Origin of the sequence: Tundrisphaera macrotermitis (assembly GCF_051175315.1) — a bacterium.
In the GTDB taxonomy this organism is placed as follows: domain Bacteria; phylum Planctomycetota; class Planctomycetia; order Isosphaerales; family Isosphaeraceae; genus Tundrisphaera.
Genome location: NZ_CP195100.1, coordinates 2,130,100 through 2,144,259, shown reverse-complemented (window position 1 = coordinate 2,144,259; position 14,160 = coordinate 2,130,100). Strand labels below are relative to the sequence as shown.

Below are 14,160 nucleotides of genomic sequence, written 5' to 3'. Positions count from 1 at the left end.
CCGCCCATGAGCCGGCCGAATGAACAATTCGCTTACTTCGCCGTGACGGGTTCCTTCGATCCGGAAGCGATCACATCCCGTCTCGGCACCGTCCCGAGCGATTCCTGGCGCGCGGGCGACATGCATCCCAGGACGAGGTACGAACGCAAGTGCAGCAAATGGTCCCTTCGCTCACGCCACCCCCACTCCGAGCCGTTGGAGGCGCACATCGAGGACGTGCTGGATCAACTCGATCGGAATCCCGAGGGTTTCGCCTCCTTATCCCGGGAATTTGGCGGTTGCATGCAACTCGTCGGCTACTTCCATGAGGGCTACCCGGGCTTGCAGTTCGACGCCGGCATCGTGGCGAGGCTCGGAAGCTATGGGCTGAGCGTCGATTTCGACTTCTATTATCTTTGGTCGGACTCCCGCGAGTGCACGTGAACTCGCCTCCGAATGATGTCCAGGCAAGCAGAGGTAGTAGTCGTAGGCTGGGTCAAGACCCAGCTACCCATCCGAGTCACGCTCGTGGAGAAGAAAACCCGACTGTCCCGCAATCGAAGTCAGCTTGTCACTAAGCGAGACCCGACGGGTGCTGGGTCTCGACCCAGCCTACGACTACTCCCGAGCCAGGAGCCATCGGGCTGGGTGGGCAGCAACGGGTGGCGAATGCATTCTGGTGGGCAAGTCATCCGGATTGGATGTCCCGGATCGAATCCCGTCGCGTTAGAATCGGGGACGCTTCGCGATGCGAGGCCGGAAAACGCCAGCCCCCCGAGGTTCCCATGGCCAGCCCGATCGCCCCTCCCGCCCGGAAAGAATCCGTCGCGCTCGCCCGGCTCGGGTTGGGCGGGATGTCGAAACCGGACCAGTCGCGGGCCATCCTGGTGGCGACCGCGCTGATCGTCGCGGTGGTGCTGCTGATCTGGCTGCCGATGTGGGTAGTGCTGGCCAAGAAGGGGGCGCGGATCGACGCGGGGTGGGTCGCCCTGGGGTCGCGGTCGGCGCCGGTGGTGGTCGGGCAAGCCGGGGATTTCAAGCGGGTCGGGCGGCCGATCGGCGGGGATGCGTCTGGGGCGATCGCCTACGACAACCTCCTGCCGTCGCTCCGGGGGGTGCTGGCCCGGTCGCGCGGGCCGGTGGTGGTTTCGCTGTCGGCGGCGGGCGTGGCCGATGCGAAGCGGGCGTTCCTGCTGCCGCCCCGGCCCGGGGCGCTGCCGTCGACCGAGGGGGGCGCGGCCGCCGACGCCATCTGCACGGCCGACGCCCTGCTGGCCGCGTTCGGCGAGCCGGACGTGGCGGCCAAGTCCAAATTGCTGATCCTGGACGCCGGCCAGGTGGGGTCGGACCGCAACCTCGGGGTGTATGCCAATCCGTTCGTGGACCGGCTCCGCGCGGCGATGGCGAAGAACCCGCCGCCCAACACGGCCATCCTCTGCTCGTGCGCCCCGGGCCAGATGAGCTGGGGGTCGGAGGCGGACGGCCGGTCGGCGTTCGGCCACTTCGTCGCGCTGGGGCTGTCGGGCGAGGCCGCGGCGCGGACCGGCCGGCGCCTCTCCGCGCGGTCGCTGGCCGCGTACGTCCGCGACGAGGTCGCGCGTTGGGTCAAGGAGAACCGGGGGGCGATCCAGACGCCCGAATTGCTGGCCGGGCCCGACGTCGACTTCGCCCTCCGGGCTATCCCCCTGCCCCGCACGGTCGCCGCGCCCGCCGTCGCGGAGGGTGGGGACCCGAAGAAGGACCCGGCGGCGGCCCTCCGCGCCTCGCTCGGCGAGCAATGGGCGCGGCATGACGCCCTGAGGGCGACCCGCCCCTATCGCCTGGCCCCGGTCGAGTGGCGCGAGTACCAGGAGACCCTGCTCCGCGCCGAACGCCTGTTCCGCGCCGGCGACGATCCGGGGGCGAAGAAGCTGCTCGACTCCCTGCCGACGCTGGAGGCGAAGCTGGCCGACGCGGCGCGGATGCTCGCCCCGAGCCCGGCCCGGTCCCTGGCCGATGCCGCGCGGGGCCTGGCCCTCCGACCCGACGAGGCCGGACGCCGCGACCTGGACGCGTCCCGCGCCGCGATCGAGGACGCCTTGGCGGCGCTGACCGCCGCCGCCGAGCCCGAGGCCCCGGCCGACCCGGACAAGCCCCCGGACGCGGCCAAGGCCGACGCGGACGCGAGCAAGGGGACCCCGGCCGCCGCCGATTCGGGCCGGGCCGAGAAGGCGGTCGGGGCGGGACGCGCCGGGGTCGAGAGCAAGGCGCGGCCCTCGGGGAAAGGGGCGGTGGCCGCCCTGGCCAGCCCCGAGGATTCGGGCCGCCCCGCGTTCGTCGAGGCCCAGGTCGCCACCTGGGCCGGCGCGTTCGCCCGGCGGGTCGGCGTGGCAACGGCGTTCGAGGGGGCGCGGGGCGAGCTGCTCCGCGCCGCGATCGACGCGAGGATGATCGTCGAATCGGCGGTGGCCGCCGATGATCGCGTCCTGGGCTGGATCGCCCCCCTGGTGGAGCGGTCCGACCAGGCCCGCCGCCAGGCGCAGGACCGCCTGTTCGCCGTCGACCCCGACGCCGGCCGGGGCGCGGGCGGCCCGCCGTTCGCCGAGGCCCACCGGAAGCTGGACGAGGCCAACGACGACGCCCGCCGCGCCCTCCGCCTGGCCGAGTGGGCGGCCGAGGCCCACGACCTGATCGAGCGGATCGCCGCCGAGGCCCCCGGATTCGGCGAGTGGGCGGCCCGGGCGGCGGCCCGCGACGACAAGGACCTCGACCCGGCCTTCGTCACCCTGATGGACCGCGCCGCCGACCTGGCCGAGACCCTCCGCGCCGCCCCGTCGCCGCTCCGCGACGAGAAGGCCCCGGCCGCCGACCCCGACGACCCCCGCCCCCGCGACGCCGAGGCCGATTATCGCTCCTTGAAGGAGGGGTATGAGGCCTGGGTCGCCCGCGCCGAACGGCGGTTCCGCGACCTGGCCGAGTCCGACGGGGCCCACCCCTGGCGCGAGTTCGACGATGCCCTGGCGGTCCCCGCGATCCCGGCCGCCGTCCGGCTCCGCCTGCTCGACCAGGCCCGGTCTCCCCGGGTGGCGTCCACCCTGCCCGGCCCGGGCCCGCATTCCACCGAAACGTCGGCCCCGGCCGAGGGGTCGCCCGACGACCCGAGCTTCTGGGCCCTGGCGCGGAACCTGGCCCGGCTCGACCTGATCCTCCTGGAACTGGGCGGGCTGGACGGCAGCCCGCTCGCCGCGATCCGCGAGGCCGAGTCCCGCGCCCGGGCGGTGGCCGCGGCCTCGGCCCCGCACGCCGCCCGGTTCGCCGCCTTCGCCGACCTGTCGGCCAAGCTCCGGGAGGCCCGCGCGGCCTCCGGGGGGGGCCCGGCCATGGCCCGGGTCCTGCCGTGGTCCGAGACGGCCGGCGGCGACGACCCGACCCTGCCGGCGCTCCGCCTCCTCCGCGCCGAGGGGCTGGCCTGGCGGGGCCGCCGGCTGCTGGAGGACTTCGCCCCCCGCCACGCCCGCGTCCTGTTCGACGACGCCCGGCGGTTCGCCAACCCCCCGGCGCTGGGGGCCCTGGCCGCCCGGGCCGACGCCATGACCTCGGCCCGGCTGCTGGTCCGCGCCGACGGCGGAGGGGCCGGGCCGATCCTCCTGTCGGATTGGGAGGCCCGGCCGATCAAGCTCCGGCTGTCGGCCGACGGCCCGGTGCCGGCGGGGGATGCCGCGGTGTTCCTCCCCCGGGACGCCGCCGCCCCGCTCGACGTCCGGGTCTCGGGCCAGGCCCTGCCCCCGGGACAGGGTGCGCTGGCGCCGGTGATGGGCCGCGACGTGGCCGAGCCGATCGCCTGCGAACTGCGGAGGACCCAGGCCGCCTTCGAGGCCATCGAGGCCCAGATCCGCCCGGGCGTCTTCTATCGCGGCCGGTCGTTCGACGCCGACCTCGCGACCCTCGTGCGGATCGAGCCGGCCGCCGAACGGGTGGCCATCTCGATCGAGCAGACCCTCCGGTCGGTCGAGTACCGGGGCGGCAAGATCAAGATCGCCGACCAGTTCCGCCGCCACGAGGGGCAGGGCTTCCTGCACCCCGGCACCACGCTCCGCTATCGCCTGGTGATCCGCCACCGGTTCGACCGGCCGACCCCGGTCGTGGTCCGCTACGGGATGAAGACCCCGGCCAACCCGTCGGGCAAGAGCAAGTCCCTGACGCTTCAGCCCGGCAAGGCCGACGACACGATCGAGGACGAGGTGGTGGCCGACGACATCCCCCAGGGCCAAACCCGGACCATGACCGTGACCGTCGAGGCCCGCGACGCCCCGGATAAGCCGATCGCGCGCCGGCCGATCGTCTTCGCCCAGATCACGCCCCGCGAATACATGGCCGTCACCCCGTCGTTCGACCCGATCGAGCGCCGGTTCGACCTGGTCGTCCGCCACCTGGGCTCCGACCCCGTGACCGCGCCGTCGCGGGTCTCGGTCCGGGTGCTCAACGCGGTCTGGATGCCCGAGTGGGAGAATCAGTGGATCCTGCCCGGATACCAGCTCAACTACTTCGTCACCGACATCCCGCCGGGGATCCCCCAGATTACCTACTCGGTGGACGTCGAGAACGTCCACGCCGCGATCACCGGCTTCCTGGCGACCGGGGATGTCCTGCCGGTCGACCCGGCCACGGGCCAGCCGCCGGTCGCGCCCGCGTTCCGCCCCGCCCTGCCCGGCCAGGGTGCCCCGCCCGCCGGGACGGCCGTCCCGCGCTGAGGCCCATCCCCCGGCGATCGGACCGATGCTCCGTGGGCCGGGGGGGCCGGATCGAGAGACTGTTGAACTTTCCGGCGATTCATCCATAATGAAGGCGCCCGGCCACGCTTCGAATGCGTGCGAGGTCGGGCGTCCTCCCGCCTCCGGCCCGCCTGGGCCCCCACCCTGCCGATCGTCCCGAGAACCCGACCATGCGAAGTGCCCAGCGAAGGGGATCCTCCGTCGGCCTTGCCCTGCTCGCCTGCCTGGCATCGGCCCGGCTCGCGCCCGGCGCCGGCCCGGCCCCCGATGGGAAGCCGTCGTCCGAGGCGGCGGCCTTCTTCGAGTCCAAGGTGCGGCCGGTGCTGGTCGAGCACTGCGCGAAGTGCCACGGCGAGGCGAAGCAGTCGGGGGGGCTTCGGGTCGACTCCCGCGCCGCGATGCTGGAAGGCGGCGACGGCGGCCCCGCGATCGTCCCCGGCGAGCCCGACAAGAGCATGCTCGTCCTGGCCGCGAGGCACGAGGGGGACATCAAGATGCCCCCCAAGGGGGCGAAGCTCGACGCCCCGGCCGTCGAGGCCCTGGGCCAATGGGTCCGGATGGGGGCCCCCTGGCCGGAAGGGGTCGTGCTCTCGGCCGAGGCCAAGGAAGACGCCTCCAAAACGCACTGGTCGTATCAGCCGATCCGCGATCCGGCCCCGCCCGCGGTGAAGTCGGCGGCGGCGACGGTCGCCTCGCCGATCGACGCCTTCCTGGTCGCCGCGCTGGAGGCCAAGGGGATCGCCCCCTCGCCGGCCGCGAGCAAAAGGACCCTGATCCGCCGCGCCACGTTCGACCTCCACGGCCTGCCGCCGACGGCGGCCGAGGTCGACGCCTTCCTGGCCGACTCGTCGCCCGACGCCTTCAACAAGGTGGTCGACCGCCTTCTGGCGTCGCCCCGCTATGGCGAGCGCTGGGGCCGGCACTGGCTCGACGTGGCCCGGTATGCGGACACCAAGGGATACGTCTTCACCGCCGAGGGACGCTATCCCTATTCCTATACCTATCGCGACTATGTGATCCGGGCGTTCAACGAGGACCGGCCCTACGACCGCTTCATCCTGGAGCAGATCGCCGCCGACAAGCTCGGCCTCGGCGAGGACAACCGGGCCCTGGCCGGGCTGGGGTTCCTGACCGTCGGCCGCCGGTACCTGAACAACAATGAAGACGTCATCGACGACCGGATCGACGTGGTGACCCGGGGCTTCCTCGGGCTGGGCGTGGCCTGCGCCCGGTGCCACGACCACAAATTCGACCCGATCCCGACCGAGGACTATTACTCGCTCCACGGCGTCTTCGCCAGCTCGGTCGAGCCCGAGGAACCGCCGCTGATCAGCCCGGCCGATCCCAACCCGGCCCGGGCCGATTATGACAAGGAGCGGGCCGCCCGCGAGAAGGCGGCCGAGGACGACCTGAACCGGCTCCGCGCCCGCATCGACGCCGAGATCCGCCGCCACCTGGCCAAGTTCGTCGCCGCGGCGTTCGACCTCGACTTCCAGCCCCGGGGCCCCAAGCTCGACGAGGCCGCGCGGGCCCAGGACGTGTCGCCCGAGCGGCTCCGCTGGGTGGCGCCCCGGCTCGGCAAGATCCTGGCGAAATCCGGCGACGGCCACGACCCGATCCTGGCCCCCTGGCGGGCCTTCGCCGCCCTGCCCCCGGCCGAGTTCGCCGCGAAGGCCGCCGAGGTCAAGGAGCGTTTCTCGAAGCCCGACCCGGCCCTGCCCCTCGACCCGAACGTCCTCCGGCTGGTGGCCGACGAGCCGGCCCCGGCCTCGCTCCGCGACGTGGCCCTCCGCTACGGGGCCCTGTTCGAGCGGGCCGCCCGATCCGGCCCCGTCCCCCCCGAATTCGTCGGCCCGCCCGAGGTCCTGCCCGACCCGTCGCTCGAACCGGTCCGCGCCCTGCTGGCCCGGGCCGACGGCGGCCTGTCCGTGCCCGCCGACCAGGCTCGCCGGGTCCTGAACCGCGCCGAGCGCGAGGCCAACGACAATCTGGCCAAGAAGGTCGGCGAGCTGGACGTGACCCATCCCGGCTCCCCGGCCCGCGCCATGGTGATGGTCGACGCCCCCAAGCCGGTCGAGCCCCACGTCTACATCCGGGGCAACCCCGGGCGGCCCGGCAAGACGATCCCCCGGCGGTTCCTCCGGGTCCTGTCCGAGGGGGGCGAGGCCAAGCCGTTCGACGACGGCAGCGGCCGGCTCGGCCTGGCCCGCGCCATCGCCAGCCCCAAGAATCCCCTGACCGCCCGGGTCATGGTCAACCGGATCTGGATGCACCACTTCGGCTCCGGGCTGGTCCTCACCCCCAGCGACTACGGCCTCCGGGGCGAGCCGCCGACCAACCCCGACCTGCTCGACTTCCTGGCCAGCCGGTTCATCCAGGGCGGCTGGTCGATCAAGGCGATGCACCGGATGATCATGGCCTCGGCCGCCTACCAGCAGGCGAGCGACCGCCGGCCCGAGGCCGAGGCGATCGACCCGAGCAACCGCCTGGTCTGGCGCCAGGAGCGGCGCCGGCTCGACTTCGAGGCGATGCGCGACAGCATCCTGGCGGCCTCGGGCCAGCTCGACCCCGCGATGGGGGGCCGCTCCGTCCGGCTGTTCACCGGCCAGGCCTACGCCACCCGGCGGAGCGTCTACGGCTACACCGACCGCCTCGACCTGGACCCGACGCTGCCGACCTTCGACGTGGCCAACCCGGACGCCCACGCCCCGGTCCGGCCCCAGACGACCGTCCCACAGCAGGCCCTGTTCCTCATGAACAGCCCGTTCCTGCTCGACCAGGCCAAGGCCCTGGCCCACCGCCCCGACATCGAGGCCCTGCCCGAGGCCGAGGCCCGGATCCACCGCCTCTACGCCGACCTGTTCGGCCGCCCCCCCGAGCCCCGCGAGGTCGAGCTGGGCCGGGCGTTCGTCGCGGCGCCCCGGCCGGAGGGGGACAAGTCCCAGGGCACCACGCCCTGGGAAGAGTATGCCCAGGTGTTGCTGCTGGCCAACGAATTCCTGTTCGTCGACTGATCCCGGAGGCCCCGCCGATGTCCCACCATTCGCCCCGATTCGGGGATGCCGCACTGACCCGGCGCGAGATCCTCAACCGCGCCGGCATGGGGCTGGGCTCGCTGGCCCTGGGCACCCTGATGTCCGAGGCCGGGCTGACCCGGCCCGCCCGCGCCGCCGAGGGGGCCGCCGCCCCGAAGCTCACCTCGTCGATGGCCCCCAAGGCGCCCCAGTTCGCCCCCAAGGCGAAGCGGGTGATCCACCTGTTCATGAACGGCGGGCCGTCGCAGGTCGACACCTTCGACCCCAAGCCCGAACTGACCAAGTACGACGGCAAGCCGATCCCGCTCACCCTGCCCACCGAGCGCAAGACCGGCGCCGCGATGGGCTCGCCGTTCAAGTTCCAGAAGTATGGGCAGAGCGGCATCGAGATCAGCGAGCTGTTCCAGAACGTGGCCCAGCACGCCGACGACCTGTGCGTGATCCGGTCGATGACGGCCGACGTGCCCAACCATGAGCCGTCGTTCATGCTGATGAACTGCGGCGAGGCCCGCCAGTCCCGCCCCAGCGTCGGCTCGTGGGTGCTGTACGGGCTGGGCAGCGAGAACCAGAACCTGCCCGGCTACGTCGTCCTCTGCCCCAACGGGCGGCCGACCACCGGGGCGCAGAACTGGCAGTCGTCGTTCCTGCCCGGGATCTACCAGGGCAACCACATCGACACCCGTCACACCGACATCGAGAAGCTGATCCAGCACATCAAGAACCGCCGGGTCACGCCGACGGCCCAAAGGGCCCAGCTCGACCTCCTGATGCAGCTCAACCGCGACCACCTGGAGAAACGCCAGGCCGAGGCCCAGCTCGACTCGCGGATCCAGTCGTTCGAGCTGGCCTACCGGATGCAGACCGAGGCCGGCGACGCCTTCGACGTCAACCAGGAGACCAAGGAGGTCCGCGACCTCTACGGCCCCGGCGTCCAGGCCCGACAGCTCCTGATCGCCCGCCGCCTCCTGGAGCGCGGGGTCCGCTACGTCCAGGTCTACCACGGCGAGGGCCAGCCCTGGGACAGCCACGACGAGATCGCCAAGGAGCACCGCCGGCTCGCCGACCAGTGCGACAAGCCGATCGCCGCCCTGCTGACCGACCTCAAGCGGACCGGGATGCTCGAAGACACCCTGGTGATCTGGGGCGGCGAGTTCGGCCGCACGCCCACGGTCGAGCTGCCCACCCCCGGCGCCAACGCCGGCAAGATGAACGGCCGCGACCACAACCACTACGGTTTCACGATGTGGATGGCCGGCGGCGGCGTCAAGGGCGGCCACGTCCACGGCGCCACCGACGACTTCGGCTTCCAGGCCGTGCAGGACAAGATCCACGTCCACGACCTCCACGCCACGATGCTCCACCTCCTCGGCTTCGACCACGAGACCTTCACCTACCGCTACGCCGGCCGCGACTTCCGCCTCACCGACGTCCACGGCCGGGTGGTCAAGGAACTCTTGGCCTGAGCCGCTGTCTGTTGTGAGGATCATCGGTCGCTGCGGGATATCGCGGATCTCACCTATGGTCATGCGCACTGATTCATCCGGTGCCGTGGGCGGAAAGGAAACCGGATGACCGAGGTGATCCGCGATGTCCCAGCACCTTGGCAACCGATTCAGGGTCATGCCGTCGGCGGCCTCTTCCAGGTCGGATATGCGGCCGGATCCGATCTTTTGCTGGTGCTCTCCTCGCAGGGACGAGGCGTCTTCGATTGCCTCACCGGAGTAAAAGTCGCCCGCGATGACGACGAGGCCCATGACTTTTTCGACCCGATCCGACTCACGGCCATCGGCATCGGTCCACTGGACGGCCATGTTGTGCGGGTCGTCGGGCTCTTCGGCGGTGGCCTCCCCCTCACGACTTGTGACGGATGGAGGATGCGTGTTCAAGCCCGCGAGTGGCCGACTCAAAGCGTTTACTTGGTGGCCCCGGACTCCGATCAAGAGATCTGCATTGGCGATGACGGAGCCTGCGAATGGCGAGCTTGCGGCTTCTCGGAGACGGGGCGTTCCTTCGTCATCGCGACAAGCTGCGGTCTGATGATTTTCGCGAGGCTTGCCGTTTGATGTGACACTGAAGCGGGGCCAGTTTTGATGGGCGATCCGCTGGATCTCGCCGAGTACGTACGCCTCTTGGTGGCCGAGACAACCGGCCGTGGGCGAGAATAGCGAGGGACCGCTCACAGGCCAGGATTCCGGAGGCGTTGGAATGGCTTATTCCTCGGACATATCCAGGACCCTTATCAACCAACTCACGAAGTTTGCCACATTAAATCGCCATCAACTCGTAGGGCACCTGGCGAACCTCGACTTCTGGGCGGCCGAGGTGCGGCATTGCCTCGAAGTCATCGACGGCTATAGCCGCAGGTTCGAGCGGATGAAGGCGGCCCAGATGAAGTTCGTGGCCGATCATGGGACGATCGAGTTCGACATTGATGATCCTTGCTGTACGCGGACAACCGCAACACCGCCGAGGCGTGTCCCCAGCCAGGAACTCGGCGATGCGGGACGGCAACTCCGCGACGCCTTCTATCGCTTCCTGATCCGCTGCCATCATGAAAATCTCCTCGGCGAGGTGGCCTTGCGAGGGGTCTGCAGATCGCTCGAAATCGGCGTTGAGTCGAGCGACGTCGGGCAGCCGTCCTGACATGAACCCCGCGTCCTTCCGCGTCGCCACGATCAACATCCTGAACGACCCGTCGCGGTGGCGGGAGCGGCGGGGCTTGCTGGCGGAGGGGTTGGCCGAGGCCGCGCCCGACCTGGTCGCGTTGCAGGAGGTGACGGGGCCGCCGGGCGCGAGCACCGCAGACTGGCTGGCGGGCGAACTCGGGGGCTATGCGGTGCTCCCCTGCCCCAAGGCGGGATGGCATCGGGGGCGGGCCCGCGAAGGGATCGCCGTGTTGAGCCGGTTGCCGGTTGAGCGCCACGAGGTCCTCGACCTGCGCGGGCAGGGGCGGACGGCCCAACTCGTCCGGGTGCGGGTCGGGGGGCGGGCCGTCGCCCTCGTCAACGGCCACTACTACTGGTCCCCGGCCGCTCACAATGCACGGGCCCGGCAGGTCGGGCTCGTCCTCGATTGGCTGGAGGCGATCGAGCCGGGGACGCCCGCCGTGGTCTGCGGCGACTTCAACGCCCTGCCGGACTCGCGGCCGATCGCCCGGCTGCGCGAGGTGATGGCCTCGGCCCACGAGGCGGCCCACGGCCGGGAGCCCGAGGCCACCTGCCCGACTCCGCTGGTCGGCGGGGATGCCCTCCGCTCGGCGGTGACGGGATGGCTGATGCGCCGGTTCACCAACCGCCCGGGAGAGTCGTGGCGGGGCGTGCTGGACTACATCTTCGCCGGCCGGGACCTCCGCGTCGTCTCGTGCGACCTGTTCCTGGACCGGCCCGCCCCGGGCGACCCCGGCCTCTACCCCTCCGACCATTATGGGCTGGTGGCCACCCTGGAGATGGCCCCGGAAGGTCGGGCGCGAAACGGCGGAGGCCCCGGCTCGATGGGGCGAGCGGGGCCTCCGCTATGGATGGCGATGCCTGTCGATGCCGGCTCAGGGGCCGCCGGGGGGGACGCCCGGGGCCTTGGGGGCGTCGGGGGCGGGCGGTGCCGGCTTGTCGTCGCCGGAGCAGCCGACGAAGGTCCACGTGGCGAAGGCGAGGGCCAGGAGGGCCAGGGCATTCTTCATGAGTGTGCTCACTTTCGAGGGCTCGAGATGTGGGTCAGAGCGAGTCGGAGCTGATGATCTCGCCGCCCTGGCTGGAGGCGAGGGCCTGCCAGGTCAGCGGGTTGACCGTGTTCTTGTAGAACTTGACGCTGCCGTCGCAGTTCACCGCGTTCACGCCGCCGGGGTGGCGGCTGCGGGCGGCATACTGGTCGCCGGTCCGGGTGGTCGTGCTGGCGCCCGTGGGGTCGATGAACTTGATGTTGGTCAGCGACGGGGAGGCGTCGCGGAACTGGCACGGCGGGTTGGGCCGCTGGTTGGCGCAGTAGCTGGCCTGGTTGATGTCGTCGGGCAGCGGCGAGTTCGGGGGCAGGATCGCCGAGAACCCGCACGACGAGCCGTACTGGATGAACCCGCGGAGGTCGGTGAGCGACCCGAACGTCTGCCCCTGGATCGTCTCGGAGGCCAGCAGCGTGTTGCTGGTGCCGTCGGTGATCGAGGAGATCGTGCTGGTGGAGGCCCCCCGGACGGTCGGGGTCGCGGGGCACGTGGGCGGGGAGGCGTTCAGCCAGCTGAACGGGGCGCCCCGGAACGGGACGACCACGCCGTTGATCGTGGCCTGGCTCTGGAACAGGCCGGTCCCGGTGCTGCCGAAGTTGCAGACGTAGTTGCCCGACGTCACCCCGCCCAGCGGCGCGACGTTCTGGTCGCTCGGGCAGCTGAACGAGTTGACCCGCGCGTAGCTGACCGTGGTGTTCTCGACGCCCGAGTAGGTCAGCGCCGGCGTCGAGCAGTTCGACCCCATGAAGTTGTAGGCGTTGGAGAGGGCCGACCCCTCCATGTAGGGGAGCGTGAAGTGATACCACGTGGCATGGGCGATGTACTTGGCGCCCGGCGGGAACGACCCGTGGGTGCTCTCGTAGTTCATCACGGCCAGGCCGATCTGCTTGAGATTGTTGGTGCACTGGGCGCGGCGGGCGGCCTCGCGAGCCGCCTGCACGGCGGGCAGGAGCAAGGCGATCAGGACGGCGATGATGGCGATCACGACCAGCAGTTCAATGAGGGTGAACGCACGGCGGGAGGCGCGGCGGAGCATAAGAGGACTCTCGGGACTTGGGGGTGGGGATGGATGATCCGCGAAGGGCTCGTTCGCGCGGGGGGGAGTGCGAAGTGCCGAGATCGGTCGTGGGGGGGCACGTCCGGGTGGGGGGGAACTGCACTCTTATAATACACGCGGGCCACGCCCAGGACCACCGGGGTTCCGCCTCGTGCTCGGCCCGGAGGGGGTCGCCGCCGGCGTCCGTCCCGGATACGATGCGCCGAATCTCCATCGCCATCCGCCGCTTCCGAAGAGGAGCCTCCGCCATGGAACTCTCGCGCCGCCGGTTCCTGGGATCGACCGCCGCCGGGGCGTTGGCCCTCCCGTCGCTGGGGGCCGCGCCGGCCGCCGCCGGGCTGCCGACCCGCCCGCTGGGCAAGACCGGCCTGACCGTGCCGATCCTCGGGTTCGGCTCGGGGAGCCGGTTCCTGATGTACAAGGACGAGGACCGGGCGCTGGAGGCGTTGAACCGCGCCATCGACCTGGGGATCACCTACATCGACACCGCCCACTCCTACGGTGACGGCAAGAGCGAAGAACGGGTCGGCAAGGTCATGGCGACGCGACGCGGGGAGGTCACGCTGGCCACCAAGCTCTCGGCCCGGACGGCCGAAGCGGCCCGCAGGCAGCTCGAACTGAGCCTCAAGCGGCTGAAGACCGACCGCCTCGACGTGGTCCACATCCACGCCCTGTCCGGGCCCGACGACCTGGCCAAAATCGAGGCGCCCGACGGAGTCCTCAAGGCCCTCTACCGGGCCCGGGACGAGAAGATCGTCCGGGCCATCGGCATCACCAGCCATGCCAGCCCCGAGGCGCTCCGCGACGCACTGGAGCGGCACGACTTCGACTGCACCCAGATGGCCCTGAACGCCGCCCGAGCCCGGATGGCAGACGCCCCGGGCGGAATGAAGGCCACGCCCATGAAACAAGGCGGCTTCGAGGAACTGGCCCTGCCCGTCGCCGCCCGCAAGGGGATGGGCGTGATCGCCATGAAGGTCTTCGGCCAGGAGCAACTCCTCGGGGCCGCGCCGGTCGACCGCCTCATCGCCTACGCCCTGTCCCTGCCCGTGAGCCTCGCCAGCCTGGGGATGCCGAAGCCCGAGTTCATCGAGCGGAATGCGGCCATCGCCCGGGCCTTCACCCCGATGTCCGCCGAGGAGCGGGGGAAGCTCTCCGACTCGATCGCCGCCGAAAAGAAGGTCGCCCTGGCCGAGTTCTTCCGCGACCACGCCGACGCCTGATTCGCCCGGATTGGCCGGGGGTCATCAAACCATCCTCGACCGGATCAACGACGCCCGGCTCAAGCCCAGGGCCCTCCGCCTCTGGGCGGCCGACGATGGGTTCGTTCTGGATTTTCCGCCGTGGCCGTCCCGGGCGGCCGGGATTGGGTTCGTTTTGGATTCCCGCGGATGCCGGCCGACCCCCGCGTTGGCTTCGTTCTGTGATCCGGGGGTGGGCAGCCGTCGGGTTGCGTCGCGGTCGCTCGTCGATCGTCGAAACGGGAGGCTGTTCGAGGCGGGAACACGCCCGGAAACGCGACCTCATGGGGACCGGATTGCCAAGAAGCGGGCCAATGGCGAGGGGCGGACGCGAGGGAGCCGGCCCGGCCCCCTCATCAGGGACGGGCAGCCGGGGCGAGCGTCG

Annotated in this window: 9 protein-coding genes; 8 read left to right on the top strand and 1 reads right to left on the bottom strand. The window is 71.3% G+C overall.

All coding sequences use genetic code 11. The features are described from left to right. Window positions 1–6 precede the first annotated feature (6 nt). The 7 genes from TA3x_RS08725 to TA3x_RS08695 all read left to right on the top strand — a co-directional run bounded on the left by TA3x_RS08725 (window position 7) and on the right by TA3x_RS08695 (window position 11,495). Complete coding sequence (locus tag TA3x_RS08725) at window positions 7–423, top strand: DUF4279 domain-containing protein (RefSeq protein WP_435020286.1); 417 nt, start codon at window positions 7–9, stop codon at window positions 421–423. Between the two features lie 341 nt (window positions 424–764). Beyond that, complete coding sequence (locus TA3x_RS08720; RefSeq protein WP_435020284.1) at window positions 765–4,709, top strand: hypothetical protein; 3,945 nt, start codon at window positions 765–767, stop codon at window positions 4,707–4,709. A 191-nt stretch (window positions 4,710–4,900) separates the two neighbouring features. After that, window positions 4,901–7,744 (top strand): PSD1 and planctomycete cytochrome C domain-containing protein, encoded by a 2,844-nt coding sequence (locus TA3x_RS08715; RefSeq protein WP_435020282.1) that lies wholly within the window; start codon window positions 4,901–4,903, stop codon window positions 7,742–7,744. A gap of 17 nt (window positions 7,745–7,761) precedes the next feature. Continuing rightward, window positions 7,762–9,228 carry a DUF1501 domain-containing protein gene (locus TA3x_RS08710; protein WP_435020280.1) on the top strand — a complete coding sequence of 489 codons (1,467 nt, stop codon included), beginning with the start codon at window positions 7,762–7,764 and terminating at the stop codon, window positions 9,226–9,228. Between the two features lie 105 nt (window positions 9,229–9,333). Beyond that, window positions 9,334–9,828: a hypothetical protein gene (locus TA3x_RS08705; protein WP_435020278.1), complete on the top strand. Its 495-nt coding sequence runs from the start codon at window positions 9,334–9,336 to the stop codon at window positions 9,826–9,828. A 142-nt stretch (window positions 9,829–9,970) separates the two neighbouring features. Further along, window positions 9,971–10,408, top strand: coding sequence for a hypothetical protein (locus tag TA3x_RS08700; protein ID WP_435020277.1), 438 nt, complete (start codon window positions 9,971–9,973; stop codon window positions 10,406–10,408). Window position 10,409: 1 nt separating this feature from the next. Further along, window positions 10,410–11,495: an endonuclease/exonuclease/phosphatase family protein gene (locus TA3x_RS08695; protein ID WP_435020276.1), complete on the top strand. Its 1,086-nt coding sequence runs from the start codon at window positions 10,410–10,412 to the stop codon at window positions 11,493–11,495. On the opposite strand, the gene TA3x_RS08690 is transcribed toward TA3x_RS08695, so the two are convergent. After that, entirely contained in the window at window positions 11,476–12,513 is a 1,038-nt protein-coding gene (locus tag TA3x_RS08690; protein ID WP_435020275.1) for a DUF1559 domain-containing protein, read from the bottom strand. The two genes, TA3x_RS08695 and TA3x_RS08690, sit on opposite strands and share 20 nt — an antisense overlap. A gap of 269 nt (window positions 12,514–12,782) precedes the next feature. Here TA3x_RS08690 and TA3x_RS08685 point away from each other — a divergent pair, with 269 nt between their 5' ends. Beyond that, entirely contained in the window at window positions 12,783–13,757 is a 975-nt protein-coding gene (locus TA3x_RS08685) for an aldo/keto reductase (RefSeq protein ID WP_435020273.1), read from the top strand. Window positions 13,758–14,160: the final 403 nt, after the last annotated feature.